Here is a 24,866-nt window from a genome sequence, read left to right as displayed (position 1 = left end):
GTCGTCGGGTTCGGGTTCAGAAGCGGGTCTGCGGGCGGACCGCGTGCGAGAGGTCGATCAGCCGCTCGTACTCGGCGGGTTTCTGGCGCTGCCGGGCCAGCCAGCGGTAGCACTGCTCCAGTTCCTCGCGCACGGCCCGTTCCCCGGGCACCGGCGGCGGGGGCAGTCCCCGGCGCCACCGGCCGCGCCGGGTGGCGGGGGCGGCGGCGCGGACGGCGTCGAGCATCCACTCGAACAGTTCGGTGCGCAGCAGCCGCGCCGCTTCGTCGCCCGGCACCACGGACGCCGGGTCCGGGCCGCCTTCGCGGAGCGGGACCGCGGCGAGACCGGCGTCGATCTCCCGCACCTCGGGCAGCGGCCGCGCCCCCGTCGCGAGCCGTGCCGCCCGGATGCGCAGCGCGGCCACCCGGGCGACGGCGTGGTCCCGCGACTCGTCGGGCACCAGGTCCAGGACCCCGGCCGCCGCTTCCCGGTCGCCGCGTGCCAGGGCCAGCCTGGCCAGGCCCAGCGCGGCGCCGACGTGCGAGGGGTTGCGGGCGTGCACGGCCCGGAAGAGTTCGTACGCCGACGGGGCCGCCCCGGCCGGGAGGTCCGGGCCGAGCTGTTCGGCGACGTACGCGAGCGCCAGCTTCGCCGCGTACTCGCCGGGCAGCGCCCGGTGGACGGCCGCGAAGTGCTCCAGGGCGGCCTCCAGCATCTGCCGCCGGTCGTCCAGCACATCGGCGCTGCGCAGTGCGACGAGCCCCCAGTGCCAGCTGAGCCGCCACTGCCGCACCGGGCCGGGCCCCGGTATGGCGTTCGCCTCCTGCACCTGCTCGCGCGCCTTGGCCAGCGCTTCCCTGCCCTCCTGGCCGAGCAGCAGCCGGGCGTTGTGCAGACAGATCTCCACCGACCGCTCCCCCTCGGCACGCTGGGTCAGCGGCCGGCCGGGGTCGTAGCTGCTGACCAGGAACCGGGCGGCCGCCGGGTCTCTGCGGTAGGGCCTCGGCACCGGCAGCCGCCGGGAGATCTCGGTGGGGGTGGGCAGCCCGGCGTCCAGGGCCGGGGCGTCGGGTGTCTCGTGGCGGCGGTAGAGGGGGCGGCGCAGCCAGTGCGTGGGGTCGGGCACGGAGCCCAGCCGGGCGCCGAGCAGTTCGGTGGACGGGGTGAAGTAGTCGGAGGGCTCGGGCTGGTCCCGTTTCCCGCGCAGTGCCCGGATCTCGCGCAGCACGCCGCGGAGCTGGCCGGCCATCTCGTCGGCGGTGGCGAACCGGCGTTCCGGATCGCGGGCCGTGGCTCGTTCCACCACCAGGCGGAAGGAGCTGATACCGAGGCCGGGTACGTCGTCGCCGACCGCCCAGCCCGCGAGTTCGGCCAGGGTCATCCCGACGGTGTGGATGTCGTGTGCGACGGTCAGCGGTCTGCCGTGGTCCGTCTCGGGGGCCGCGAATCCGGGGGTGATCACGGGGGGTGGCTCGGTGACCCCGCTCCTGCGCACCCCGCCGAGGTCGATGACCTTGATGCCGTCGTGCCGGTGGACGACGTTGGACGGCTTCATGTCCCCGTACAGGAATTCCATGCCGTGCAGATGGGCGAGGGCTTCGAGGATCTGACAGCCGTAGGTGATGACGTGTTCGATGTCGAGGACGAAGGTGCCCTGCCGGGTCGATTCGATGACCGCGGAGAGCGTACGGTCGCCGACGTCGTCCATCACGATGTAGCCGCCGGACACGGTTCCGTCGTCGCCGCGGGTACTGACGAAGTCCCGGATGCGGACGATGCGTTCGTGCCGGATGGCGACGAGGCTGCGGCGTTCCTCGTCGGCCTGGGCGGCGCCCCGTTCCGCGTAGCGGTTGAGGAGCCCCTTGACGGCGACGTACTCCTCCAGGTGGGTGTCCTCGGCGAGGTAGACCCAGCCCTGGCCACCGTGGGCGATGGGGCCGCGGATCCGGTACTGGTCCTGGAGCAGCGGCCCGTCCTGGTCGAGTTCGGGCCGGTAGGCGTACGGGGCGCCGCACTTGGGGCAGTGGCCCGTGTCCGGCGGTGGGGCGGCGGTGTTCGGGGCGATGAAGTAGGTGGGGCAGGACTTGGCCGAGCAGCGCATCAGGATGCGTGCCTGCGAGGTGGCGGCGTCCAGCCGTTGGTCGGGGCTGCTCGGTTCGAGCGGGGGCAGCTCCAGCAGACCGGCCGGCCCGTACTTCTCGGGGGCGGTGGGCAGCGGCGGGAGGCCGGGGTCCGTCCTGGAACGGCCGCAGGTGTCGCAGTAGCCGGTGGGCTGTACGGTGCCGCCGCAGGGGGCTCCGGTGAACCGGCGGTGCGGGCAGCCGGGGCCGCTCGTTCGGATCACCGGTGCTCCGTCCGTCCCCGGTCGGTGCGCGGCCCCAAAACGTCCGCCCGGCCGGCTCACGCGTGCCGGTCCAGGTCCGCCTCCAGCTCGCGCAACAGGGCGCGCAGGGCGATGAGTTGTTCCTGCGGGTCGGTGAGAGCGCGCAGTCGTTCCAGCTGCCGGTGGCGGCGGGCGGTGTCGACCCGGGGCGGCGGGCCCAGCGAGGCCGACTCCACTATGCCGTGCAGCCTGGCCCTGTTCCGCTCGACGGCCTCGATGCGGCCGATGAGTGCCGTGGCCCGCTCGTCGAGGGCCGGCAGGAGCAGCTGCCGGCCCACCTCGGTCACGCCTTCGCCCGCACCGTCCCTGACGACGACCAGCAGCCGGAAGCCGAGATCGCGCACGCGGGCGAGTAACGGCACCAGTCGGCGCGGCTCCCGGTCCTCGTCGAGTCCGATCACGGCGAGCGTGGGCCCGGTGGCCCCGGGCAGCCCGCCCGCCGCCGGGTCCGGCGGGGTGCCGCCGTCCAGCAGCCAGTCGCGGTAGGCCCGGAGCTGGTGGCGCGGCGGGTGCAGCCGCGCCACCAGCTCGTCGACGAACTCCTCGGGCGTGGTGCGGCCGCCCCGGTAGACGAGGTGGGCGCGGTAGAGCTGGTGGCGCAGAGTGCGGTCGCGGCCGCCGCCGTGCGGTACGACGCTGAGGCGCACCGTGGGCTGTTCACCTCCGGCGAACCAGTCCCGCAGCCGCCGCGCCAGCCCGTGGTCCCAGCCGTTGGGACCGGCCAACTCGGCTACCAGCGGTACGAGTTCGGCGACCCGGTCGATGGGGATCATGTACGAGAACGCCAGGTCGTTGTCGGCGGGCACCGCCAGGTCCAGGTCGCCGCGCCAGCTGACCACCATGCCGACGACCTGCTCCGGCCGCCCTTCCCCGTCGCCGCGCAGCTGTACCGCGGCGCCGCTGAACCCCGGCCGCACCACCTGCTCGTTCTTCCCGGCGTCGAGCTGGATCCACGCACCGTGCGCGCCGCTGATCCGGCCGGTCAGCCACATGCCGTCGGCGAAGCTCCGTGCGTATCCGCCGATCCACACCTCGCGGTTCCGCTCCAGGCTCCGGGCGAGCGTGGCGGGGGTGGCCTGCGGACGCGGGCTGTCCAGGGCGAGCACGGCGATGTCCTCGCGGGTCGCGCCGAGGCCGGGCAGCCACCCGTCCTCGGCGACCCGTGCCCCGACCGGGGCGATGCCGGGGTTCTCGGCGAACTCCACCCACATCCGGGCGTCCGGCTCCCCGGCGACGTGCGCGCAGGTCAGCGCGCGGTCCTGGGTGAGCAGCACACCGGCCCCGCACACCGGCCCGTCCGGCTCGCCGCGACGCAGCCGGAGTCGCCAGTCCGCCCTCAACTCCCCCATAGCGCCGAAGAGTACGCGCGCATCAGGCATCGAGCCCAGTCCCCGGACACACTCCGGTCACCCGGTGTCTACCGGACGTCACACCGCAGGGTGCCTCCCTCCGTCCCCGGGCGGACCCTCAGCACCAGCCGCCGGCCGGTGGTGCGCACCTCGATCCCCGGGTCCGCCGTGACGACCTCGCGCACCGGCCGCTCCCACACCACGTCCACCGGCGCACCGCTGCGGTCCGGCCCGCTGATGCACAACGTCGTCCTGCCCCGCCCCTCCCGTACGAGCACGCTCGCCGCGGCCGTGACGGAGAGCGGACCGGCCGCGCCCGGCTGCCAGAAGTTGGCGGCGGTCACCCCCTGCGAGCGGATCGCGACCGCCTGCGCGGCAGCCGTGTTGGCGAGCACGGTCAGCCACTGCCGGTCGGCGGCGCGGGCGGTGACGGTACGGCGGGAGGCGCCGGGCATCAGCAGGTAGACGTAGTCGGCGTCGACCGGGTCGGTGCCGTGGTCGAGCCAGAGCGTCTGGTAGCGGCGGGTGCGGCGCTCGGTGGAGCTGGTGGTGTTGATGTCGGACCAGGCGCCGGCGCGGTCCTCGCGCAGGGTGCGCAGGCCGACGCCGCCGGGGAGGACCCAGCCGCCGTGGCCCTCCAGGTGGGCCCAGCGGGGGCTGGTGCCCGCCTCCACGGTGAACGGTTCCGTGCCGCCCTCGCCGAGCATGCGGTTGTCGAGGATCGTCTCGACGGGCACCTGGTCGGTCCCGGTGATGCCGGCGCCGAGGCAGATGACCGTGTCGGCGACGCAGAACCACGACTTGCGGGCCTCCAGGGTCGAGCCGAGGCCCTTGAGGTGCTGGCCCACCGCGCCGAATTCGCCGTCCGTGGCGCCGCCGACCCACTTCACCGCGGGCTTGGGCGCACCCCATTCGCCACCCGCCCTGTCGGCGAGCCGCTTGGTGGACACGGTCGTTCCGGGCAGCCGGTAGGGGTCGACGGTCGGCCAGAACCAGTCGGTGTACTGGTCGTTCTCCTTCTCGCCGGGCCACCAGTAGAGCATTCCGGCGCCGGTGTGCCAGCCGCGCGGATTCTCACCGTTGCCGCACTCGTAGTGCGCGATCCGGTCCGAGGCCATGGAGATGCCCGCGGCCCAGCCCGGGCGCCGGTGGACCGCGCGGGCCATGCCTGCGAAGAGGTGGTGGCCCACCCGCTCGGGCGCGGCCGGCACCGCGGCGGCCTGGACGGCGTGCAGCCGCGCCAGGTCCGCGACGCCGAACTGGCGGGCGGTGAGGATCGGGCTCGTCCGGTCGCGGGCGATCCAGCCCTTGATCATGCCGTGCCACCGGTCGCGCTCGGCCGTGGACGCACCCGCGGCGAGGAGGGCGATCCCGGCGATGATGCCCTGCCCGTGGAAGTGGTCGCCGCGCATCACCTTCAGATCGTCGTTCTTCAGGTAACCGCGGCTGATGGCACGGCCGTTGACGCTGTCCATGACCAGACCGTTGTAGATCAGCGGCGCATAGGCGTGCTCGACGCTGTCCAGGATGACCTGCCGACCCGGGTCGGTGACGGCCCAGGTGGATCCGGCGAGCAGTGCGAAGAGGCGACCGAGGCCGTCGAGCATGACCTGGCCGTAGGTGCCGGAGTAGGCGACGGTGGTGTGCTGGATGAACGACCCGTCCGCGTACAGGCCGTCTCCCTCGGTGACGTACGGGAAGACGGGGGACAGCGCGTCCCTGGCCAGGGCGATCTTCGCGGGCGCCCGGCCGAGGACGCCGCGCAGGGTGACGGAGCGGCACAGGTCGACGCGGTTGGCGCCGGTGGAGTGGCCGCTGTAGTCGCGGAGTTCGGAGTCGGGGACGAAATGGTCGACGGCGGCGCAGGCGGCCTCGACCCGGGCCGTGCCCAGGTGCTCGTACAAAACGGACGTGATGTCCATGAGGAGGCGCGGGCTGCCGATCTGCCACTCCCACCAGTTGCCGTACGGCGTGACGGAGGCGTGGTACGCGGTCGCGGCGAGGTGGTCGTAGCCGCGGATGATGTCGGCGAGGAGCGTGGCGTCGCCGGTCGATCCGGTGCCCGCCTGGGCGTACGCCTGGGTCATCGTCCACAGGCGGCTGTAGCTCTGGCTGATGCCGGACGGCGGGTCGTACGCGAAGCCGGGCCACAGCGAGTCGGCGGCCGGATTCATCGTCGACCGGAACTCCCGTGCGAGCGTGCCGGTTTCGGCGAGGCGGGAGGCGAAGGGTTCGGCGGCCGCGTCGTAGCCGGTGCCGAGAGCGATGTCGGCCCAGCGCAGGCGGAGGGCGTCGAATTCGTCGGCCCCCGCGTCGGCCGCGGTGGCCGTCGCGGCCGTCGCGGCTCCGGGGAGGGAGATCGCCAGGGCGGTGGCGGTCGAGAGGGCGAGCAGGGTACGGCGTGACAATACGGGCGGGTTCGGCATGTGCGGCTCCAGTTCGTCGGAGGAGGAAGGCCATCGCATGCAGGTGCGGGAGGGGTGCCCACCATGCGGCACCCCTCCCGCATCCTGCGCTCTCAACTACCGCAGTGGAAGCGCGCGTCACCCCAGTCCGCGTGGTCGTTGCCGTTCCCGTCGCCACCGTCGCCCACGACCAGGTCGACGTACTTGGCGCCGGTGATGTCCGCCGTGAGCGACCAGGCGTCGTCGGCCGCCTTCAGGACCGGTGACTTCACCTTCTCGGTGCCGTCGGCCAGGACGCTGAACTGCACGCTGCCGCGCGAGGTCTGCACGTCGTCCACGCCCACCTGGGCGGTGAAGGAGGTGCACTTGCCGCCGAGGTAGTAGCGGATCCTCGCCGGGGCGTGGCTGCCGAGGCCCTTGGTGTAGACGGTGCCGCCGATCTTCAGCGGGGTGCCGTCACCACTGCCCTGCTCACCGTTGGAGAGGTCCCGCTCGACGGGCCCCCAGCCGTTCTCCGCGGCCGTCCAGTCGAGGTCGCTCGCCCAGCTGTCCGTGGTGGGCGGCGGCGGCAGGGTCCGTACGGAGGCCTGCGCACCGAGCGCGCGCTGCGTGGATCCGACCGTGTACGTCGCCCGGGAACTCAGGCTGTACGTCCGGTACTTGGCGTCGACCGGCGGGGTGACCTGCCAGCTGCCGGTGACCTTCGCGCCCGCCGCGACCGAGTCGAAGGCGACGGCGCCGACGGGCTCCGCCTGCCAGCTCTCGGGGACGGTCAGGCTCAGCGCGACACCGGTGGCCGCGGTGGCCTCGTAGTTGGTGAAGCTCGCCTTGACGGTGTTGGCGACGCCGGGCTCCAGGGTCTCGGCGGCCGGGTCGACGGTGAGCGTGCCACAGGCGGCGATGTCACCGGCCGGGGCCGGGCCGAGGTCGGTCACGGTGAACGCGTCGAGGACGAAGTCGGCGCCGTCGGGTGCGTCGCCGCGCTTGCGCAGCCCGGTCCAGGTGTCGCCGCAGCCCGCGGTGACGGTCTCGGTGAAGTGGCCGGTGGTGCGCTGCTGTCCTAGGGGGGTGGTCCGGGTCTCGACCGAGTCGGGCTTGCCCTCGGCGGTGATCCGGTCGTAGCCGTCGACCCACTCGTAGGCGCCGGAGTGACTGGACTGGTAGTCGTACTCGACCTGGTAGCGGTGACCGTCGGTCATCGGCACGGTCCAGGGTGCGGTGCGGTAGACGAGTCCGGTGTTCTCCTCGTGGGCCTTGAGGGACTCCTTGCCGCCGATGACATCGTCGATGAGCTTTCCGTTCCAGCCGGCCTGGGTGTACGGGGCATGCAGCTGGGAGATGACGGTCCGGGGGTCGGTGGAGCCGCCCGCGTCGCCCTTGAGGAAGGGGCCCCAGCCCTGGTCGACGTCCTCGAAGTCCTCGTGGACGACGGTGTTCTCGCGGGTGGCCGGGGCGTTCGCGACGATGCGTACGTCATCGGCCCGTACCGTCGCCGCGCTGCCCTTGGCCGCTTCGATGCGGAGCGTGGCGCGGCCGTTCGCGGGGGCGGTGAAGTTCACCTTGGCGCGCTGGAAGTACGTACCGTGCCAGTCGGACGCGGCGACGTAGTCCTCGGCGGTGGAGCGGTCCACGGCGACGGACTTCCCGCCGATCGAGAGCGTCGTGTGCCGGGTCTTTCCGGGCTGGACCTCGATGAGGGCGGACGCGGTGTAGCGCGTGCCGGGCTCGAGGCCGGTGATGCTCTGGGCGAGCGCCGCCGTGCCGGTACCGGAGAGCCTGGCGCTGTTGCGGCCCATGTCGTCGGTGTCGCGGGTGACGGTTCCGGTCTTCGACCAGGCGGTCAGCCCGTTGCCGTTGAAGCCGGGGTCGTCGACCCGGGTGCCCTCGCCCCACTTGGCGTCGGCGGCCTTGGGTGCCTGGTCCGGGTAGAGGACGTAGGGCTGACCGGCCTCGGCGGTCAGCGTGATCTTCCCGCCCACCGGGCGCACGGTGCCGGTCTTGACCCGGCCGTTGTCGGTGAGCTTGTAGACGGTGTACGTGCCGTTGGACGGCACCGCCCAGCTGCTCGTACCGCCGGACTTGCTGTAGTGGTACAGCTTCTTGCCGCCGTCCCACGGCAGCAGGTAGTCGGTGCCGTTGAGGACCTTGCGGCCGTGGTCGTAGAAGGTCCGCCTGCCGTCCTCGACGGTGCCACGCACATCGCCGGTGAAGGCGATGTCGTTGCCGTTCCAGCGGGTGATCTTCTGCTGCTGGAGGTACTTGGCGGGCAGGTCGCGCTGCCAGATGTTGTCGTAGAAGGCATTCCAGTCGGTCTCGTTGGTCCAGCCCTCGAACTCCTCGATGGCGGTCTGGCCAAGGACCGGATCGTTGTTCCAGACGTCCTTCTCGTCGTTGCGTATGAACCGGATGATCTTCGAGTTGAGGCCCTTGTTGGTGGCGCCGCCGTAGTCGAGGTCATTGGCCCAGTGCGACCAGAGCGAGCCGCGCTCGAACTTGTCGGCCCATTCGGTGGCGACGTTCCAGCCCTGCTTCTGCACGGACTGCAGGGTCTTGTCGGCGATCCAGCCGTGCGTGTAGTAGACGTCGATGTAGAGCAGGCTGAGGTTCTGGTCGGTCTCGTCGCGCAACTGCTGGAAGCGCTTGGCCAGGTCACCGCTGTTGATGTCGCGGCGCTGGTCGATGTAATAGCTCTGGCCGAGCCAGTTCCAGCCGGGCCTGGTCTTGTCGACGAGCTTCTCGTCGAAGGCCTTGGCATCCGGGTACGCCTCGGTGGCGTTGACGTGGACGCCGAAGGTGGCGCCCCACTTCTTGCCGTCCTTGAGGAGCTCGTTGAGGTCCTTCAGCCCGCCGGCGCGCGTGTTGTAGTTGCCGCCGTAGTCGGGGTGGGCGGAGTCGTGGCCCTCGGAGGCGTACCCCTTGAGCAGGGCGAGCTGCCCGAGGCCGTCCGTGGACAGCGAGATCCGCTTGACGTCGTCCAGCGTGCGCAGGAAGGGGTGGGTGGCCTGGCTGGCGAAGTTGAACGGGATGTGGGTGATGACCCGGTCCGGGGTGTCCTTGCTGCCGGGGGCCGTGATGCCGATGGAACGGAACGCGACGGCGCCGTCCTGCCAGTCGACCTTCTGGTCGCCGTTGGCGTCGGGGGTGACGACGACCTTCGCCCAGGGGAGGTTGTCCCCGCTCTCCGGCTTCGGTGCGCCGTCGCCGCGGTAGGTCCACTGCCCGGACCAGACGCCGACCCGGACGCTGCCGTCGTCGGCCTTGCGTGCCTGGTGCCAGAACCGGGCGTCGTCGCCGCCGGTGGCGCCGGAGGGCTTGTCGTACGAGGAGTTGGACTCGACGGCCGCGGCCAGGGAGCCGGTGTTGACAATGGCGTACGAGGCGCCGACCGGCGCCTTGTCGGCGGCGGTGTCCGGGGTGACCGCGGCGAAGACGTCGGCGGTCTTCGTCGAGTCGTTGTCCAGCCGCGTGAAGGCGGTGGCGGCGCCGGTGTCCGTGGAGCCGACGGAGACCAGGTCGTGGCCGGGGATGTCGATGGTGCCGACGCGGAACGCCTCGGTGTCGCGGACGGCCGTCACCTTGAAGGTGGTGGCGCGTCCGGAGACGGAGAGCGAGGCGTCGATCTCGATGCCGGGCAGATCGGTGAAGGTGAGCGTGTAGCGGGCGGCCGAGGCGCTGACCTCGGGGGCGCCCTTGAGCTTCACGGGGTGCGTGGTGCCGTTGAGGGTGACCTCGGTGACCGGCCGCGTGCTGCCGAGCAGCCGGTCGCCACTGGCCTTGTCGGTGTACGCCAGAACGCGCGGGAAGTCGTCGGCAACGGCGACCGAGAGCTGCGCGGACTGGATGACGGCGGCGTCCGCGGGCACGGCCGACTCGACTGCGGCGGGAGAGGGGGCGGCGGCGGTGGCGGGGAGCGCGGTCCCCACCAGCGCCAGGACGGCGGCTGAGGCGGCGGCGACAGCGCCCGCCGAAGTGAATCTTCGCGACATGTGCCCTGAGTAGTCCCCGTGCCGGGACAGCGTCAACGACGTACGGCCCCGAGGGGCGTTCCAGTCCAACAACCGCGTTGCGTAAGTCCAAGTGGACGGTTCACGTCCATCGGCTCACGCCGCCTCACGCACCGCGCCCCGACCTGGCGTTCAGGATCCGCTCGGCGTTCACTCCGCCGCGTACAGCCGCCGCAGATTACGGAATCACACTTCCCAGAAGTACGTTTCCGTTAACGACTCCTCGGGACACGGGGCCGGCCCACGCACCGGGGCGGTGACTGCGTCCAGGTCCACCCACCCCGCCGACGCGTGACTCAGCCGTTTCGGCCGGCTCCGTCCGGCCACACCACGTCCACGGGGATTCCAGCTTCTCGGGCTTCGAGGACCGTGTCGGCGGTGCCGCCTCCCTTGCCGCTGGGCGGTTCGCCGTTCCATACGGCGACGAGGCGGTCGGCCCGTGCCAGAAGTACGGCGTTGGCGGCCTCGTACGCCTGCCGATCGGCGGTCTCGTGGGGCAGGACGAGGACTTCGTCGGCGGCCTCGACAAGACGGTCGAAGAGTGAGACGTGGTCGGGCGTGACCTTGTTCTTCCGGTAGTCCTGGGAAGGGATGACGATGATCAGGCGTCCGCTGAAGGCGAGGACGGCTTCGGCGAACAGGGAGTCGGAGCCCCTGGCGATGCACGAGACACCGACGAGCGCTCCGTCGTCGGCGTACTGCTTGAGCAGGACGTCCAGAGCGGCGCGGACCAGAGGCGTGCTGTCCTCGGTCAGGTCCATGTGCCCGGTAACCGCGATGGTCGTCACGGCCCCTCCCTTCAGCTCGCCAGTCGATCGGGGATCCTATCGCGGGCCTCGCACAGCGGTCGGGACGCGCTGTGCCCGACAGGGTACGGGTACGACTCGACGAGCTGTGTGCGCCCCGCTCCCTTGAGACGGCTGCAGGCCCGGCGGTCGTCAGCTGTTGCCGGGGGAGGGAAGGTCTTTGATCTTCTCCCACTCGTGCTGCAGTTTGTCCCCGGAGTCCATCATCTGGGTCAGGGCCTCCAAAAGTGGAAGCCCGCGGCCGATGAGCATGTACACGGCTACCGCGGTGAGTGCGAAGAACCCCACGCGCCGACACCAGAAGAGCCACCGATCCTTGTTGAAGTCCTCCAAGTCGGGGAGGAGTCGGAAGACCAGGGACCACTCCAGAGAGAGGAAGCGCAGTGCGGGCGGCAGCTGCAACGAGACGACCCGTGGTCGCCAGTCTGCCGAGAAGCGGACAGCGGCCACGAGCCGTTGGCGCGCATGGCGCGGGATGGCGAGCACGGGAAGGGGATGCGGCATGATTCCCGTCGCCCGCTCGCGGAAGGTCTCGTAGAGACCCTGGTCCCTGGGCACCAGAATGACGAGTTGCTCCGGCCGTAACAGCCGTACCGCTTGTTGGAGTTCCCAGTACAGCGACTCGCCCTCGCCGCAGCGCATCACGGTGAGGCTGCAGCAGGACAGCAGCGTCGTCACCGCGGGACGCCAGTCCTTGTCCGCGACTCTGGCCTTTGCCGCTCCCAGCACCTCGATCTCCCTGTCCAGGCCGACGAACGGCCCAATGCCTGCCATGGCCGTGGCGACCGCTTCCTCCTCGGTGACCAGAGAACCGAGCCTGGTGGGCCTTCTGGCCTGCTTGTCGTCCCGGAACGACCGTAGATAGAGGACCGGCGGACGGGGGTCTTCCGCCATGACGGTGCGTGCGTCCTTCGCCTGCTGCAGCCACTGCGCGCGCACCGTCGCACGGATCCGTGGCCAAACGGCCGACGTGATCAGCAGAGCGAGGGCGAGGGATCCCAGGGAGACACCCGCGATATGCGGCCACTCGGCCAACTGATAGGCGCCTGCCAGGATGATCAGCGCGAAGAAGAGGAAGCCACCGAGGGCCCAGGAGCCGAACCCGGCAGCTCTCCTTCGCCGTGGCGAGACATCCTCCAGCACGCTGAGCACGTCATGTTTCCGATGGGAGACGTACGACGTCAGGGCGAGGGACAGCCGCGGGGCTTCCCCGGCCCGTCCCGCGGTGGCGGTCTCACCGAATCCGTGGCGCCGGTAGAGGTCCCGGCGCCCGGACTCGGCGGTGCCCCGGCTCGTAAGGTACGTCGCCCCTGACACGTAGGCCCAACGGAGGACAGCTCGCAGGAGCGCGTCCTCCACGGCGCGGACGCGGCTGATGCCGACGGACCGGTCGACCTGGAGGTTGCCGATCTCCCGTATGTGCGGTGCGTCCGACGGAGTCCCGGCCCGGACCGAGCCCGCGGCCCGCTCTCCGTCCAACTCGGCGTGGGCGGCGAAATCGGTGGAGCTGTCGGCAACGCACTCGGTCCGTATCGTCACAGACGCCCTGGCAGCGGCCGCTTCGACCGCGGCGCGTCCCTCCACCAACGAGGCCGCGAACAGCACGTTGGCGCGCTCCCGCAGGCCGTTGAGGACCAGGGTGTCCGGATCGAGGAGCGGGTCCGCATGCGGAGCTCCGGCGCCAGGGAGATGGAGGCGGAGGGTGGGAGCCGATTTGGTGGAGTGGGCATAGGTGACGCCATCGAGGGCCGCGAGTGGGATGACGCGTGCAGAACCGTCGGCGCTCTGGTGCGCGCCCCCGGTGAGCCTGATGGCTCGGCCGTCGAACTCTGCTGTACCCCTGATGGTCCGGAGCACCCTTGGAGGGGACGGCACAGGCATCAGCGGACCGGAGCCACTGTGCGGGGTGGCGGCGTGAATCGCTTGGATCAGCAGGCCGTGCAAGCGTCCGGCCTGCGGGAGCTCCCTCCGGTGGAAGCGGATCAGACAGGGGTCGGCCGGCTCGGGTAGCTGGTCGCCCAGCACATCGGCCACGGGGTCCGCGCCGGGGCGCAGAATGAGCCGTAGGGTGCCCCATGCGGTGCCCTTCTCCGGAGGACGAAGGACGGCGTCGGAGAGCGCCAGGACGGGGATCGGGCGGCCATTGAGAGCGTGCAGCAGCGACCCCCGGCCCCACCCATAGCTGATGATGCAGTGCCGCCCGTCGAAGTCGAGGTATCCGCTGTGTCCCTCCAGTCGCACCGACGGCTCCGGGGCTCTTGCATTCTCCGGGCCGCCCCGCGAGTGCAACGGGTCCATCGTCGCCCCCTCCACCCTTCTCGCTTACATTCCCACCGGCCTTGCGGCGATGGCACAGAAACCCACAAGGTAGGAAATACCGAAGATGACCGGCACCCACTGCTCGACGTGCGTCAAAGGCAGGTACCTGCGCCAGTCCCGGCCCTCACCAAGCGCCCCCCACTCAGCCCGGGAGTACGCGAAGGCCGGCAATCGCTCCTCGAAGGCTCCGATCACCGCGTACTTGGCGGCGTTGAGCTGCCGATACGAGCGCACCATGACGAACCACGCAGCACATTGGGCGAGCAGGATCACCAGTCCGGCCAGAAGCACCCAGACCGACATGTCGGCCAGGGTGCCGCCCGAGACCGCCGCCACGATCGCCACTACCGCACTGTTGAGCGACAGAAAGAAAGTGTTGGTCAGGTTGCGCCGGGAACTGACCCGGTCAGCCATCTCCACGCAGAGTTTGTACTGGTCGAGTACCGCCTGCCGGTACCGATCATCGGCCTCCGAGTAATCTGACGGACCGACCGCTGTGTTCCACAACGCATCCCCGATATCGCTCATGTCACCAGCATGCCGAACGGTGCGGGACACCGGGGCCGATTCACTTACTTGAGGAGTGGCTTGGTGGGTGAGGGCACGGTGGTGCCGGGGTCCACCCCGGGCCGGGCAGCCCTCCGTAGCGGTCCCGGATCTCGCCGGAGGCGGAGGCGGGCGATTTGGACGCGTGGGGGATCTGTCACGGACGGCGGAGAGCCGTGGTGTGATGGCGTCGTGAGCCGCGCCGCAGAAGAGACCAACCGCCACATGCTCCGGGCACGGGATGCGATGGACCGCGCCTACGCCCAGCCGCTCGACGTCCCGGCCCTGGCGCGGATCGCCCATGTGTCCCAGGCGCACTTCACCCGCACCTTCCGGGCCACGTTCGGCGAGACCCCGCACCGCTACCTGCAGCGCCGCCGTGTCGAGCGTGCGATGTTCCTGCTGCGGGAGACCGAGCGCAGCGTGACGGACATCTGCTTCGAAGTCGGCTTCGGCAGCCCGGGCACCTTCAGCCGCACCTTCCGCGACATCGTCGGCCGGTCGCCGAGGACGTACCGCAAGGAAGCCGCGACCGCGGACGTACCGACGTGCTTCACGATGGCATGGACGCGTCCGAGCGCCTGACCGCCCCGCACCACCGGCACCGTCCCTCGACTGAGCAGTTTTGGATAAGTTTTCGGCCGGCCCGCCCCGTAGCGTGATGCACATGTTCAACACCATCACGCATTCGCAGATTTACGTCCTCGACCAGGACGAGGCCCTCGACTTCTACGTCGGCAAGCTCGGCCTGGAGGTCGCCGCCGATGTCGACATGGGCGTCATGCGCTGGCTGACCGTCAGCGTCCCCGGCCAGCCGGAACGCGAGATCCTGCTGGAGAAGCCGGGCGCTCCGGCGATGTCCGAGGAGACGGCGCAGCAGGTCCGCGAACTGGTGACCAAGGGCGCGATGGGCGGCTGGCTCATCCTCACCACGGACGACTGCCGCAAGACGTACGAGACGCTGCTTGCCCGGGGCGTCGAGTTCACCGAGGAACCCACCGACCGCCCGTACGGAATCGACTGCGGACTGCGCGACCCCTTCGGCAACCGCATCCGCTTCACCCAGCTGAGGGCCTGAAGACCGTCCGGCCCGGTCGGCCGGCACGACAATTGCCTCGGGTCTGCTGGTTCCTGAAGCGCGACGAACGAGGTGCAGGCGTGCGCCGCACGGTGCGACAATCAGGGGTGCACGGGAGCTGAACTCCCGTGCACCCCTGCGGTGTTGACGTGGTGCGTCGTCCTACTGGCGGGCGCTGATGACGTCCGCCGGGCGTCCGCCGAGTGCGACGCGGCCGGGGACCAGCGTCGCCACCGCGGTAAGCACCGCGGCGAAGCCGAGGACCCCGAGGAACATCGGCAGGTCGACGGACGGCTGGGCGGCGCCCGTCATCCCGACGCTGAAGGCGGTGAGCACCGCGAGCGAGATGGCCGTGCCGAGCACCGCGGCGACCAGGACGATCAGGGCGCACTCGATCCTGAGCATCGACATCACCTGGCGGCGGGTCGTGCCGACGAGCCGCAGCAGGGCGAACTCGCGGGTGCGGTCCGAGACCGACATGGCCAGGGTGTTGACCACGGCGATCGCGGTGAACGCGATGATCAGGCCCATCGCGAGGTAGTTGACCTCGGCGTTGGACTGCTGCACGTCGGCCTGGAGGTCGTCGACCTGGGTGCGGTCGAGGACGCCGGTGCCCGGGAAGCGCTTGAGGGCGCCGGTCAGCTGCTCGCGGCCCGCCTTGCCGTCACCGGCCGTCTTGACGAGGACGGAGGACGCGAGCGGGTTGTCGACGTGCCGGGCGACCAGGTCGTGCGACATGGTCAGGTCGCCGAACCCCAGTCCCCGTTCGTAGACGGCGGCGACCTTCAGCTCGGCCACGGTGGCGTCGCCGAGCGTCACCTTGAGCGTGTCGCCGGGCTTCTTGCCGAGGTGGTCGGCACTGACGTCGCTCATCGCGATGCTCTTGTCCCCGAAGCCCTTGAGGCTGCCCCGGGAGACGTCCGGGTCCCAGTTCGTGGTGAGTCCCTGCGCGGAGATGCCTTGCGCCGGGTACTTGTCGAGGCCGACGCGGACCTGGGTCCGGACGATCTCGGTGACCTGGGTGACTCCCGGTACGGCGCGCAGCGCGTCCGTCGCCTCGGCGGGGACGCCGGGGCCGTTCGAAGCGACCACCCAGTCCGCCTTGTTGCCCGCCCTGGCCTGGGCCGAGGCGGCGTCGCCCATGGTGGTCTGTACGAACAGGACGGTGCAGGCCATGCCGATGAGCAGGACCAGTGGTGTGACGGCAGCGGCCATCCGCTTGGCGTTGGCCCGGGCGTTGGCGGTCGCGAGGTGACCGCCGACGCGCGAGAACTTCAGCGGGATCCCGAGGATCGCGACGGCGACCCGGGCGATGACCGGGCCGAGCAGCGAGACCGCGACCGCGAGGACCACGACGGACAGGAACGTGACGGGCTGCGAGGCCGGTTCGGTGCGCAGGAAGCCCAGCAGGACGACCACACCGATGCCGAGGACCAGGACGAACATCCCCACGCCGAGCCGTCCCCACGCGAAGTGGCGCTGTTCCATGGACGCCTCGGACAGGGCCTCGGCCGGGCGGATGCGGGCGGTGCGGCGTGCGGAGATGCGGGCCGCGACCCAAGCCCCGAGCAGGGCCGCGCCGACGGCGGCGGTGAACGGCACGAAGCTGAAGGTGAGTTCGAGGGTGTCGGGGATGGCCTTGAAGTCGATGAACTTGCCGTGCAGCCAGTACGCGATGGGCAGACCCGCGACCGAGCCGAGTCCGCCCGCGAGGCCGCCGATGATCAGGGCCTCGCGGCCGATCAGCTGACGGACCTGCTTGGGGGTCGCGGCGATGGCGCGCAGCAGGGCGAGCTCGCGGTAGCGCTGCTGGATGGAGAGCGCGAACGTGCCGACGACGACGAGGATCGCGACGAGCAGCGACGTACCGCCCATGGCGCCGCCCATGGAGACGAGCTTGACCCGGGCCTTGCCCGCGTCGAGGAACTCGATGGGGCCGCGCTCGCCACCGGTGGCGACGGCGTACTTGCGGCCGTCGCCGGCGAGGGCCTTCTTGGCCTGGTCCGCGAGTTCGCTCGCCGAGACGCCGGGCTTGGGCAGCAGGCCGATCGTCGCAACCTGGCCGGCCCGTCCGGAGAGGTTGCGGGCGGTCTCGTCGGAGAAGAACAGCGAGGTCTGCTGGTGCAGGTCGCCGCCCTTGGCCGCCGCGATGCCGCTGACCTTGTACGTCGTCGGGGCGCCGGTCGACTGGACGACGAGGCTGCTGCCGGTCTTGAGGCCGGTGCGGGCCGCGAGTTCCCGGTCGAGGACCACCTCGTCGGCGCCCGCGGGTGCCTTGCCGTCGGTCAGCTCGAACGGGGTCAGTGCGGCGGAGGACCAGGCGTGGCCGTAGGACGGCTTGCCGTCGATGCCCGGCACGATCCGGCCCTGGGGGCCGACCGCGTACGCCGGGAAGTTCGTCTCGGGCACCGCCTTGCGTACACCGGGCAGGCCGGCGAGGGTCTCGGTGGTCCCCGCGGGCAGCCAGACCCGCTCGGCCAGCGGCTTCGCCTTGTGCTTCTCCTTGACCTTGCCTTTCTTCATCTTGGTGGTGGTCTGGTGGACGTTCTGGTCGGCGCCGACGATCACCGGGGCGGCGGCGTAGCGCTCGGTGGCGATGGTGCCGCGCAGACCGGTCTCCAGGAGGATGCCGCAGGCGGTGACCAGGGCGGCGGCGCAGAAGAGGGCCAGGAAGGCGCCGATGAAGCCGCCCTTCCTGGCCTTGAGCGTCTGCAGTGCGTAGCGCAGCATCAGGCCCACGCTCCCAGGCGTGTCATGCGCTCGGCGACGAGGTCGGCGGTCGGGGCGTCCACCTGTCCGGCGATCTTGCCGTCGGCCAGGAAGAGGACGGTGTCGGCGTACGAGGCTGCCACCGGGTCGTGGGTGACCATGACGACGGTCTGGCCGGTCTCGTTCACGCAGGCGCGCAGCAGGGAGAGGATCTCCTTGGCGGTCACGGTGTCGAGGGCGCCGGTCGGCTCGTCGCCGAAGATGACGTCGGGCCGGGTGATGAGGGCGCGGGCGATGGCGACGCGCTGCTGCTGGCCGCCGGAGAGTTCGGCGGGCCGGTGGGCGGCCCGGCCGCTCAGGCCGACGCGGCCGAGGATCTCGTCGAGCCAGCTCTCGTCGAGGCTCTCGCCCGCGAGCCGCAGTGGCAGCTCGACGTTCTGGCGGACCGACAGGGAAGGGATGAGGTTGAACGCCTGGAAGACGAAGCCGATGCGCCGCCGGCGCAGCTTCGTCAGCTGGGTCTCGTTCATGTCGTTGAGCTGGGTGTCCCCGATGTAGGACTGGCCCGTGGTCGGCTTGTCGAGGCCGGCCGCACAGTGCAGGAACGTCGACTTGCCGGAGCCCGACGGGCCCATCACCGCGGTGAAGGAGCCGCGCTCGATCCCCACGGAGACCCCGTCCAGCGCGCGGACGCCGCGGCCGTTCCTGCCGTACACCTTGGTCACATCGGCCAGACGAAGGGCGTGCCCCCGGTTGACCGCGTTGCCGCCGTCGTCGAGGGAAGGGCGGCTCGTCTCGGTCACCATGTTGCGACGTGTCCTCTCCATAGTGCGATTCCGGGTCTCAGGGGGATGATTTTCGAGCGTATACGGCATCGAGCCGAGCGGGGTCCGTAGTTCTGTATTCGATCTACTTCCGTGCCGGTAGGGGCAGTTGACCCGGTGCTTGCCGGTGGGCCGCGGCCTGTCCCAGAAGTACGTTTCCATCAATGGGCCCATCCGGCCGGGCACACGGGGCCGGCCCGCGCACCGCGAATTCGCACCACACCACCTTGCCGGGGTTCCGCTCCCCCGCCCCCCACTTGTCGGCGAGCGCCGCCACCAGCAGCAACCCACGCCCGCCCTCCGCGTCGGGCGTCGCGCCCGCATCGGCGAGACGCACCTCCCCGTCGCCGCTGTCGTGGACCTCGACACGCAGGACAGCGTCGGCCGGCTCCAGGTAGAGGTGGACACGGAAACCGCGACCGGGCGGGACGCCGTGCAGCAGGGCGTTGGTGACGAGTTCGCTCACGCAGAGCAGTACGTCGTCGGCGCGGGACTCGCACGACCAGTCGACGAGGGCCTCGCGGACGAACTGCCGTACGAGTGGGACGGATCGACGCTCCCTGCGGTGGAGCGTCTCGCGGAAGTAGGGGAGTTGAGTTGGTTTGTTCACCCGACCAAGGTCACACAAAGTCACTATCGTTGATCAGTGCGTAGGGTCGTACAACGCACTTGTACGGCTCCCGACGGGTCATCCGGGTTTCGCGACGGGGAGAGGCAGTTCATGCAATCGGCAAAGAGGAACAAGCGGATCACGTCCTGGCACCTGATCGGCGCCCAGTTGGCGACCTTCCGCAGGGCGGCCCGGATGACACAGACGGCGCTGGCTGATCAGTGCTGCGTTGGCGAGGACACCATCGCGTCGATCGAGCAGGGCCGCAGGCCGCTCCAGGCGGACTTCGCGGCCCAACTGGACGAACTGTTCGATACGAGGGGGGTGTTACAGGTCGCGGTATCGAAGGTGCCGCAGAAAGAGCGGTTCCCGGCGTTCGCGCAGGACTTCGTGGAGTATGAGCAGGAGGCGGTGACGCTGCTCTCGTACCAGAGCCAGGTGGTGCCAGGGCTGCTCCAGACCGAGGAGTACATCCGATTCGTCTTTTCCTGCCTGTATCCACCTCTCGAAGAGGACGAGCAGGAGGAGTGGGTCGCGGGCCGACTCGACCGACAGAGGCTCCTCGAACGCAAGCCCCGCCCCATGCTCCACTTCCTGCTGGAGGAGAGCATTCTGCGTAGCCAGATCGGGGACCCCGCCATGCTGCGGGACCAGATCCAGCATCTTCGCCGGTGCATGGAACTCCCCTTTCTGGGCCTCCAGATCATGCCGATGAAACTCCCGAAGCATGCCGGGCTCGCGGGTCCGATGGTGCTGCTGGAGACTCCCGATCACGACCAACTCGCCTATGTGGAGGGTCAGCTGACCAGCTACCTGCACGAAGACCCAGACGACGTCAGCGTCCTCCAGCAGAAATATGGGATGCTGCGTTCGCAGGCGCTTTCCGTCGAGAAGAGCGCCCGCCTACTGGACGAACTGCTTGGAGAGTCATGACCCGCGCAGCACACCCGGACCCCAGCTCCGCCACACTCGCCTGGTTCAAGTCCAGCTACAGCAGCGACCAGGGCGGCGACTGCATCGAAATCGCCTACGACTGGCACAAGTCCAGCTACAGCACCGACCAGGGCGGCAACTGCGTGGAGGTCGCCACCCACCCCGCCGCCGTCCACATCCGCGACTCCAAGGTCACCGACGGCCCCGTCCTCACCGTTCCCCCCGCCGCTTGGACCGCGTTCCTGGACGCCACGGCCTGAGACCGAACACCCAGCAACGTCGCCCGCAACGCCCGCACCGGCACGCCCCGCCCCCGCCGCTTCGAACCCCTCACCACCGAAGAAGCGCGCGTTTTCCTGGCCGCCGCCAGCAGTCACCGGTTACAGCCACGGTTCGAGTTCGCCCTGCACACCGGACTCCGGAAGGGCGAACTCCTCGGCCTGCGCCCGGAGACCTCGACCTCGACCGGGGCACCTCCGCCATCCGCCGCACACTGCAGCGCTGCGGTGATCGAATGGGCTCATGAGAACCATCTGACCCTCTGCCGCTCCCGAGGCTTGACAGCACGCATATCGCTTTTCGATAATATCGATAAGCGATATGGTGCTGCGGATGGCAGGGGGAACCATGGGTACGAAGTCCTGGTGGAGCCGGACCGACAATCGGCTGCTGGAAGCAGCTCTGGGCCTGGCCGCTCTGCTGGTCGGCGTCTTCGGGGCGCTGCTCCCGGTCCTCGGGGTGGTCGGCCTCATCGACCCGGTAGGCACCCGCGAGGTCGAGGTCGAGACCACGACCCGGGTACCGGGCACCGTGACCGACGCGGTGGCGGGCCACGGCATGACTCTCACCGGCACTCACCAGGCCGACCTCGTCCTCACCCATCCCGACCTGGGCCAGCGTCTGTTGCTCGCGCTGCCGGAGTTCATCGGCAGCCTGCTCCTGCTCCTCATCCTGGCCCTCCTCTTTCAGATGGCCAGGACCCTGCGCGGCGGCGACGTCTTCGTACCGAAGAACGCCCGTCGCCTGAGCGTCATAGGACTCACGGTGCTGGTGCAGGCCGTCCTCTCCCCGGTGCTGCCGGCGCTCACCACGGAGGCACTGGTGAGCGGCACCACCATGGCCGATCAGATCCCCTTCTCAGTAACCTTCACCGGCGAGTACGTCCTGCTCGCCTTCCTCATCCTGGCCCTGGGTGAGGTCTTCCGGCGCGGTACGAAGCTACGCGCCGACACCGAGGGGCTGGTCTGATGCCGCCGGAGGAAGAACATCGGGTTCAGGTCCACCTGGACCGTCTGCTGGCCGAGCGCGGCATGACCCTGTCCGAACTAGCAGCCAGGGTCGGGGTGACGGTGGTCAACCTCTCCGTTCTGAAGAACGACCGGGCGAAGGCGATCCGCTTCTCCACCCTCACCGCGCTCTGCCGCGAACTGAACTGCCAGCCCGGCGACCTGCTCAGCGTTCGCACGGACTGACACCCCCGGCCACTGGCGTTGTCAGCGTTCCGTGAGAGAGTGCCGCGTACCGTCAACCGCCAGTACATGGTTGTGCTGCCTCAGGGGCCGGCATGGCGCGCCAGAACCGAGTGGAACCGCACCCTCACGATTTCTGCAGCACCGCGCCGGGGTGGCAGGCGTCCTGCGGTGTTGCCTCGACCGAAGAACGCCCATAACTACGCACCTGGATAAGGGATGACTCATGGAGATGACCTCTGGCCGACGTCTGGCACAGGTCGGCGTGATGGCTGTGTGTGCTGCTGCTCTTGCGGCGTGCGGGACTTCGTCGCGTTCTTACAACGTGTCGGGGGCTCCGGGGGGTGACAGCGCCACGTGCTCCAGCCTGGTGGGCAAGGCACCGCAGAAGCTGGGGGGTTATGAGCGCAACGACTCCGGCCCGAAGGGGACGGCCGTGTGGGGGGACGGTGATGTTGTTCTCCGGTGCGGGAACATCTCGGATGTTCCGGAGTCGGCTTCGTGCACGTCGGTGAAGGGGGTCGACTGGGTCGTGAACGAGAAGAAGACCCACGGCGGAGTGAAGACGGTTCTGTCGTATGGGCGTAGTCCTGCGGCCGAGGTCACGGTGTCGGAGCGGATCAAGGACAAGGACGCCGTCATCGGCGAGCTGTCCGGAATCGTGTCGGGGCCGGCGAAGCGGAAAGCGTGCACGAAACGGAGCTGAGCTTCTGTGGCCCCGGCTCCCCTTCCGCTTGTGCGTGAGGACGAATTCTGCTGCATCGTCAGAGGGTCGGCACGGCGTACTGGCCGTGTCGGCGCCGGGCGGCGCGACCCGCGAGCCCGGCCGAGGTCCTCTGCGCCCAACGGGCACGACGGAAAGCCTGCGCCGCGCCCCGCTATCGGGGCGCGGCGGCACCCGCCTCGCCCGGGTGGATGACACGGGCGAGGAAGGCACGGGTCCGGGGATGCTGCGGGGCCCCCAGTACCTCGTCGGGGCGGCCCTGCTCCACGACCACGCCGCCATCCATGAAGACCACCCGGTCGGCGACCTCCCGTGCGAAGCCCATCTCGTGGGTGACGACCATCATGGTCATGCCTTCATCAGCGAGACCACGCATCACACTCAGCACATCGCCGACGAGTTCCGGATCGAGTGCGCTGGTCGGCTCGTCGAACAACATCAGCTCCGGTCCCATCGACAGCGCCCGGGCGATCGCCACCCGCTGCTGCTGTCCGCCGGAGAGCTGCGCGGGGTAACTGTCCGCCTTGTCGGCGAGTCCGACCCGGGCGAGGTTCTCCCGTGCCACGCGTACGGCGTCGTCCTTCCCGCGTCGGAGCACCCGTCGCTGTGCGATCGTCAGGTTCTCCAGCACACTCAGGTGCGCAAAGAGGTTGAACTGCTGGAAGACCATGCCGATGCGGCGTCGTACCCGGTCGATGTCCGCATCCGGGTCGGTGATGTCCGTGCCGCCGACGACCACCCGCCCCTGGGTGGGCTGTTCGAGGAGGTTCGCGCAGCGCAGCAGTGTGGACTTCCCGGAGCCCGAGGGGCCGATGACGCAGACCACCTCGCCGGATTCGATAGTGAAGTCGACGCCCCGCAACACCTCCAGATCACCGAACGACTTGTGCAGTCCTTGGATCTCGATCGCTGCCGTCATGTGTGTGCCTTCGCCTCTTCCGGTTGTGGTGTCGCTCAAGGCCTGCGTGGCTTTCACCCGTCATCTGGCTTTCGCGTGGCGTGCCTCCAGGCGACGCACCACATATCCCAGGGGGATGGTGATGAGCAGATAGCACAGACCGGCGGTGAAGATCGGAGTGGTGTTGGCGGTTTCGCTGGCCAGATCACGCCCGAACTTGGTGAGTTCGCGGGTCTCCAGCGTGACGCCCAGGAACAACACGAGAGAGGAATCCTTGAACAGCAGCACCAGTTCATTGGTGAGGGGCGGCACGATGATCCGGAAGGCCTGCGGAATGACGATCGAGCGCATGGCCAGGCCGCGTGACATGCCCAGTGTCCGCGCCGCCTCCATCTGGCCGCGCGGCACGGCCTGGATGCCGGCCCTGATGGTCTCGGCCATGTACGCTGCCGCGACCAGGCCGAGAGCGACGGCCACCTGACCGTAGGCGCCGCCGGGGATCATCACGCCGGGGAAGGCGAGCGGAACGCCGACCCCGATGAAGATGAAGATCAGCAGGGCGGGCAGACCGCGGAAGAACTCGATGTAGACGCAAGCCAGCCAGCGGTACGGCGCCACCGAGGACAACCGCATCAAGGCGATCACCAGACCGAGGACGAGACCGACCCCGAATCCGGACAGGGTGTACGCCACGGTGTTGGTCAGCGCCACGGTGATCAGGTCCGGGAACATCCGCCGGGCCACGGAGAGTTCGAGGAACTGGTGCTGCAGCTGATGCCAGTCGGTGAGGGTGGCGACGAGGAGTACGGCGACGGCCAGGAGCGCGTACTGGATCCCGCGGGCGATGCGGCGCCGGCGGCGTGGGGACAGCGCGGGCCGCGGCGCGGTCTTCTTCTCCGGCCGGGTCGGTGTGGTGGAGGTCTGGGCGGCGCTCACCGGGCCATCGCCTCCTCGGGCATCGGGCCGATCCACTGCTCGTAGAGTTTCTTGTACGTCCCGTCCTGTTTGGCCTTCTCGATCGCCTTGTCGATCGCCGCGAGCAGCTTGGGATTGCCGCCCTTCTTCACCGCGAAGCCGTACCGTTCGCCGGTCTGCACGGTGCCGACCAGCTTGAGCCGGGCTGCGGTCGCGGGGTCCTTGAGCCAGTTCTGAACCACCGGATAGTCCAGGATGACCACATCGACCTGCCCGGTGCGCAGCCCGTTGAGGACGGCGTCGGAGCTCTCGAACGACTGGGGGTCAAGACCATGCGCGTGCGCCTGGTCCTCGCCTGTCGTGGCCGACTGGGAACCCAGCTTCACCTTCCCGGCCTTGATCTCGTCCAGTGAACCGGCGGTCACCCCCTTCCGCGCGAGCAGCGCCTGAGTGGCGTTGAAATAGGGGGTCGAGAAGTCGATGTTCCGCTTGCGCTCGTCGGTGATGGTCATGCCGGCGGCGGCCACATCGCAGATGCCCGCGTTGAGGTCGGCGCCCGTCTTGATGGTCTCGAAGGACTTGTCGACGATGGTCTGCTCGACGCCGAGGTCCTTGGCGACCAGGTCGATCATGTCGGCGTCGAAGCCGACGACCTTGCCGTTCCGCTCCGACTGGAAGGGCGGGTAGGGCAGGTGGGTGCAGGTGGTCAGTCGACCGGCCTTGACCAGTTTCACCCCGCCCGCTGTGGTCGCTCCCCCGCTGCCGCCGCTGCAGGCCGCGGTCACCATGGCCAGGCAGGCGACGAGTGCGAGGGGGGTGGAGCGGCGGGCGAGTCTTCCGTACGAGTTCACAGGGCTTCCCCTTGTGCGTGGAGGGACGGTGACGCTGCTGGTAAGGAGCCGCAGCCAGGCG

The 24,866-nt window shown here is 69.9% G+C and carries 19 protein-coding genes and 2 pseudogenes; 8 read left to right on the top strand and 13 right to left on the bottom strand.

Annotated elements, in window-relative coordinates; genetic code table 11:
- Positions 1 to 16: 16 nt before the first annotated feature.
- From ACZ7L9_RS18460 to ACZ7L9_RS18430, 7 genes are all read right to left on the bottom strand, one after another.
- Positions 17 to 2,083 (bottom strand): serine/threonine protein kinase, encoded by a 2,067-nt coding sequence (locus ACZ7L9_RS18460; RefSeq protein ID WP_471416257.1) that lies wholly within the window; start codon positions 2,081 to 2,083, stop codon positions 17 to 19.
- Between the two features lie 299 nt (positions 2,084 to 2,382).
- The gene (locus ACZ7L9_RS18455) at positions 2,383 to 3,714 is read right to left on the bottom strand and encodes a S1 family peptidase (RefSeq protein ID WP_471416202.1); all 1,332 of its coding nucleotides are present in this window, start codon (positions 3,712 to 3,714) and stop codon (positions 2,383 to 2,385) included.
- Positions 3,715 to 3,782: 68 nt separating this feature from the next.
- Complete coding sequence (locus ACZ7L9_RS18450; protein ID WP_471416256.1) at positions 3,783 to 6,140, bottom strand: polysaccharide lyase 8 family protein; 2,358 nt, start codon at positions 6,138 to 6,140, stop codon at positions 3,783 to 3,785.
- Positions 6,141 to 6,232: 92 nt separating this feature from the next.
- Positions 6,233 to 10,105, bottom strand: a complete 3,873-nt coding sequence (locus ACZ7L9_RS18445) for an endo-alpha-N-acetylgalactosaminidase family protein (protein WP_471416201.1) — start codon at positions 10,103 to 10,105, stop codon at positions 6,233 to 6,235.
- A 314-nt stretch (positions 10,106 to 10,419) separates the two neighbouring features.
- On the bottom strand, positions 10,420 to 10,911 hold the full coding sequence (locus tag ACZ7L9_RS18440) for a hypothetical protein (protein ID WP_471416200.1): 492 nt from the start codon (positions 10,909 to 10,911) through the stop codon (positions 10,420 to 10,422).
- 150 nt (positions 10,912 to 11,061) lie between these two features.
- Entirely contained in the window at positions 11,062 to 13,170 is a 2,109-nt protein-coding gene (locus tag ACZ7L9_RS18435; protein ID WP_471416199.1) for a DUF4429 domain-containing protein, read from the bottom strand.
- An 81-nt stretch (positions 13,171 to 13,251) separates the two neighbouring features.
- On the bottom strand, positions 13,252 to 13,776 hold the full coding sequence (locus ACZ7L9_RS18430; protein ID WP_471416198.1) for a RipA family octameric membrane protein: 525 nt from the start codon (positions 13,774 to 13,776) through the stop codon (positions 13,252 to 13,254).
- Between the two features lie 210 nt (positions 13,777 to 13,986).
- Between ACZ7L9_RS18430 and ACZ7L9_RS18425 the strand changes: the two genes are divergently transcribed.
- Together ACZ7L9_RS18425 and ACZ7L9_RS18420 are read left to right on the top strand one after the other, a co-directional pair.
- A complete protein-coding gene (locus tag ACZ7L9_RS18425; RefSeq protein WP_471416197.1) occupies positions 13,987 to 14,379 on the top strand; it encodes a helix-turn-helix domain-containing protein in 393 nt (130 codons plus the stop codon).
- A gap of 82 nt (positions 14,380 to 14,461) precedes the next feature.
- Positions 14,462 to 14,872, top strand: a complete 411-nt coding sequence (locus ACZ7L9_RS18420; RefSeq protein ID WP_471416196.1) for a VOC family protein — start codon at positions 14,462 to 14,464, stop codon at positions 14,870 to 14,872.
- A 162-nt stretch (positions 14,873 to 15,034) separates the two neighbouring features.
- Here the strand turns inward: ACZ7L9_RS18420 and ACZ7L9_RS18415 are convergent, their stop codons facing one another.
- From ACZ7L9_RS18415 to ACZ7L9_RS18405, 3 genes and pseudogenes are all read right to left on the bottom strand, one after another.
- On the bottom strand, positions 15,035 to 17,602 hold the full coding sequence (locus tag ACZ7L9_RS18415; RefSeq protein ID WP_471416195.1) for an FtsX-like permease family protein: 2,568 nt from the start codon (positions 17,600 to 17,602) through the stop codon (positions 15,035 to 15,037).
- On the bottom strand, positions 17,602 to 18,387 hold the full coding sequence (locus ACZ7L9_RS18410; RefSeq protein ID WP_471416194.1) for an ABC transporter ATP-binding protein: 786 nt from the start codon (positions 18,385 to 18,387) through the stop codon (positions 17,602 to 17,604). The genes ACZ7L9_RS18415 and ACZ7L9_RS18410 overlap by 1 nt, the downstream gene beginning before the upstream one ends.
- Positions 18,388 to 18,607: 220 nt before the next feature.
- Positions 18,608 to 19,015: pseudogene (locus tag ACZ7L9_RS18405) on the bottom strand (ATP-binding protein); the annotation flags it as partial.
- A gap of 111 nt (positions 19,016 to 19,126) precedes the next feature.
- On the opposite strand from ACZ7L9_RS18405, the gene ACZ7L9_RS18400 reads away from it, so the two are divergent.
- The 6 genes and pseudogenes from ACZ7L9_RS18400 to ACZ7L9_RS18375 all read left to right on the top strand — a co-directional run bounded on the left by ACZ7L9_RS18400 (position 19,127) and on the right by ACZ7L9_RS18375 (position 22,123).
- Positions 19,127 to 19,948, top strand: a complete 822-nt coding sequence (locus ACZ7L9_RS18400; protein WP_471416193.1) for a helix-turn-helix domain-containing protein — start codon at positions 19,127 to 19,129, stop codon at positions 19,946 to 19,948.
- Positions 19,945 to 20,208: a DUF397 domain-containing protein gene (locus ACZ7L9_RS18395; RefSeq protein WP_471416192.1), complete on the top strand. Its 264-nt coding sequence runs from the start codon at positions 19,945 to 19,947 to the stop codon at positions 20,206 to 20,208. The genes ACZ7L9_RS18400 and ACZ7L9_RS18395 overlap by 4 nt, the downstream gene beginning before the upstream one ends.
- A pseudogene (locus tag ACZ7L9_RS18390) lies at positions 20,209 to 20,450 on the top strand (site-specific integrase); the annotation flags it as partial. It lies immediately after the preceding gene.
- Between the two features lie 110 nt (positions 20,451 to 20,560).
- A complete protein-coding gene (locus tag ACZ7L9_RS18385) occupies positions 20,561 to 21,196 on the top strand; it encodes a DUF2975 domain-containing protein (protein WP_471416191.1) in 636 nt (211 codons plus the stop codon).
- The gene (locus ACZ7L9_RS18380) at positions 21,196 to 21,420 is read left to right on the top strand and encodes a helix-turn-helix domain-containing protein (RefSeq protein ID WP_393301587.1); all 225 of its coding nucleotides are present in this window, start codon (positions 21,196 to 21,198) and stop codon (positions 21,418 to 21,420) included. The genes ACZ7L9_RS18385 and ACZ7L9_RS18380 overlap by 1 nt, the downstream gene beginning before the upstream one ends.
- 223 nt (positions 21,421 to 21,643) lie before the next feature.
- Complete coding sequence (locus ACZ7L9_RS18375; RefSeq protein WP_471416190.1) at positions 21,644 to 22,123, top strand: DUF3515 domain-containing protein; 480 nt, start codon at positions 21,644 to 21,646, stop codon at positions 22,121 to 22,123.
- A 172-nt stretch (positions 22,124 to 22,295) separates the two neighbouring features.
- Here the strand turns inward: ACZ7L9_RS18375 and ACZ7L9_RS18370 are convergent, their stop codons facing one another.
- Genes ACZ7L9_RS18370 through ACZ7L9_RS18360 form a run of 3 tightly spaced genes read right to left on the bottom strand, consistent with a single transcriptional unit; the run spans position 22,296 to position 24,805 of the window.
- Positions 22,296 to 23,060, bottom strand: coding sequence for an amino acid ABC transporter ATP-binding protein (locus tag ACZ7L9_RS18370; protein ID WP_471416189.1), 765 nt, complete (start codon positions 23,058 to 23,060; stop codon positions 22,296 to 22,298).
- A gap of 60 nt (positions 23,061 to 23,120) precedes the next feature.
- Positions 23,121 to 23,975, bottom strand: a complete 855-nt coding sequence (locus ACZ7L9_RS18365) for an amino acid ABC transporter permease (RefSeq protein WP_471416188.1) — start codon at positions 23,973 to 23,975, stop codon at positions 23,121 to 23,123.
- Complete coding sequence (locus ACZ7L9_RS18360; protein ID WP_471416187.1) at positions 23,972 to 24,805, bottom strand: ABC transporter substrate-binding protein; 834 nt, start codon at positions 24,803 to 24,805, stop codon at positions 23,972 to 23,974. The genes ACZ7L9_RS18365 and ACZ7L9_RS18360 overlap by 4 nt, the downstream gene beginning before the upstream one ends.
- Positions 24,806 to 24,866: the final 61 nt, after the last annotated feature.

The sequence above is a fragment of the Streptomyces sp. NPDC111516 genome (assembly GCF_055635345.1).
The sequence above is the reverse complement of the archived record's forward strand: the minus strand, read 5'-3'. Positions and strand labels throughout refer to the sequence as shown.

Bases quoted from the DNA above. Each gene is read 5' to 3' on its own strand.
- ACZ7L9_RS18420 (WP_471416196.1), top strand. From the start codon at position 14,462: ATGTTCAACACCATCACGCATTCGCAGATTTACGTCCTCGACCAGGAC.
- ACZ7L9_RS18370 (WP_471416189.1), bottom strand. From the start codon at position 23,060: ATGACGGCAGCGATCGAGATCCAAGGACTGCACAAGTCGTTCGGTGAT.
- ACZ7L9_RS18455 (WP_471416202.1), bottom strand. From the start codon at position 3,714: ATGGGGGAGTTGAGGGCGGACTGGCGACTCCGGCTGCGTCGCGGCGAG.
- ACZ7L9_RS18385 (WP_471416191.1), top strand. From the start codon at position 20,561: ATGGCAGGGGGAACCATGGGTACGAAGTCCTGGTGGAGCCGGACCGAC.
- ACZ7L9_RS18380 (WP_393301587.1), top strand. From the start codon at position 21,196: ATGCCGCCGGAGGAAGAACATCGGGTTCAGGTCCACCTGGACCGTCTG.
- ACZ7L9_RS18460 (WP_471416257.1), bottom strand. From the start codon at position 2,083: ATGCGCTGCTCGGCCAAGTCCTGCCCCACCTACTTCATCGCCCCGAAC.
- ACZ7L9_RS18375 (WP_471416190.1), top strand. From the start codon at position 21,644: ATGGAGATGACCTCTGGCCGACGTCTGGCACAGGTCGGCGTGATGGCT.
- ACZ7L9_RS18430 (WP_471416198.1), bottom strand. From the start codon at position 13,776: ATGAGCGATATCGGGGATGCGTTGTGGAACACAGCGGTCGGTCCGTCA.
- ACZ7L9_RS18445 (WP_471416201.1), bottom strand. From the start codon at position 10,105: ATGTCGCGAAGATTCACTTCGGCGGGCGCTGTCGCCGCCGCCTCAGCC.
- ACZ7L9_RS18400 (WP_471416193.1), top strand. From the start codon at position 19,127: ATGCAATCGGCAAAGAGGAACAAGCGGATCACGTCCTGGCACCTGATC.
- ACZ7L9_RS18450 (WP_471416256.1), bottom strand. From the start codon at position 6,140: ATGCCGAACCCGCCCGTATTGTCACGCCGTACCCTGCTCGCCCTCTCG.
- ACZ7L9_RS18410 (WP_471416194.1), bottom strand. From the start codon at position 18,387: ATGGTGACCGAGACGAGCCGCCCTTCCCTCGACGACGGCGGCAACGCG.
- ACZ7L9_RS18395 (WP_471416192.1), top strand. From the start codon at position 19,945: ATGACCCGCGCAGCACACCCGGACCCCAGCTCCGCCACACTCGCCTGG.
- ACZ7L9_RS18415 (WP_471416195.1), bottom strand. From the start codon at position 17,602: ATGCTGCGCTACGCACTGCAGACGCTCAAGGCCAGGAAGGGCGGCTTC.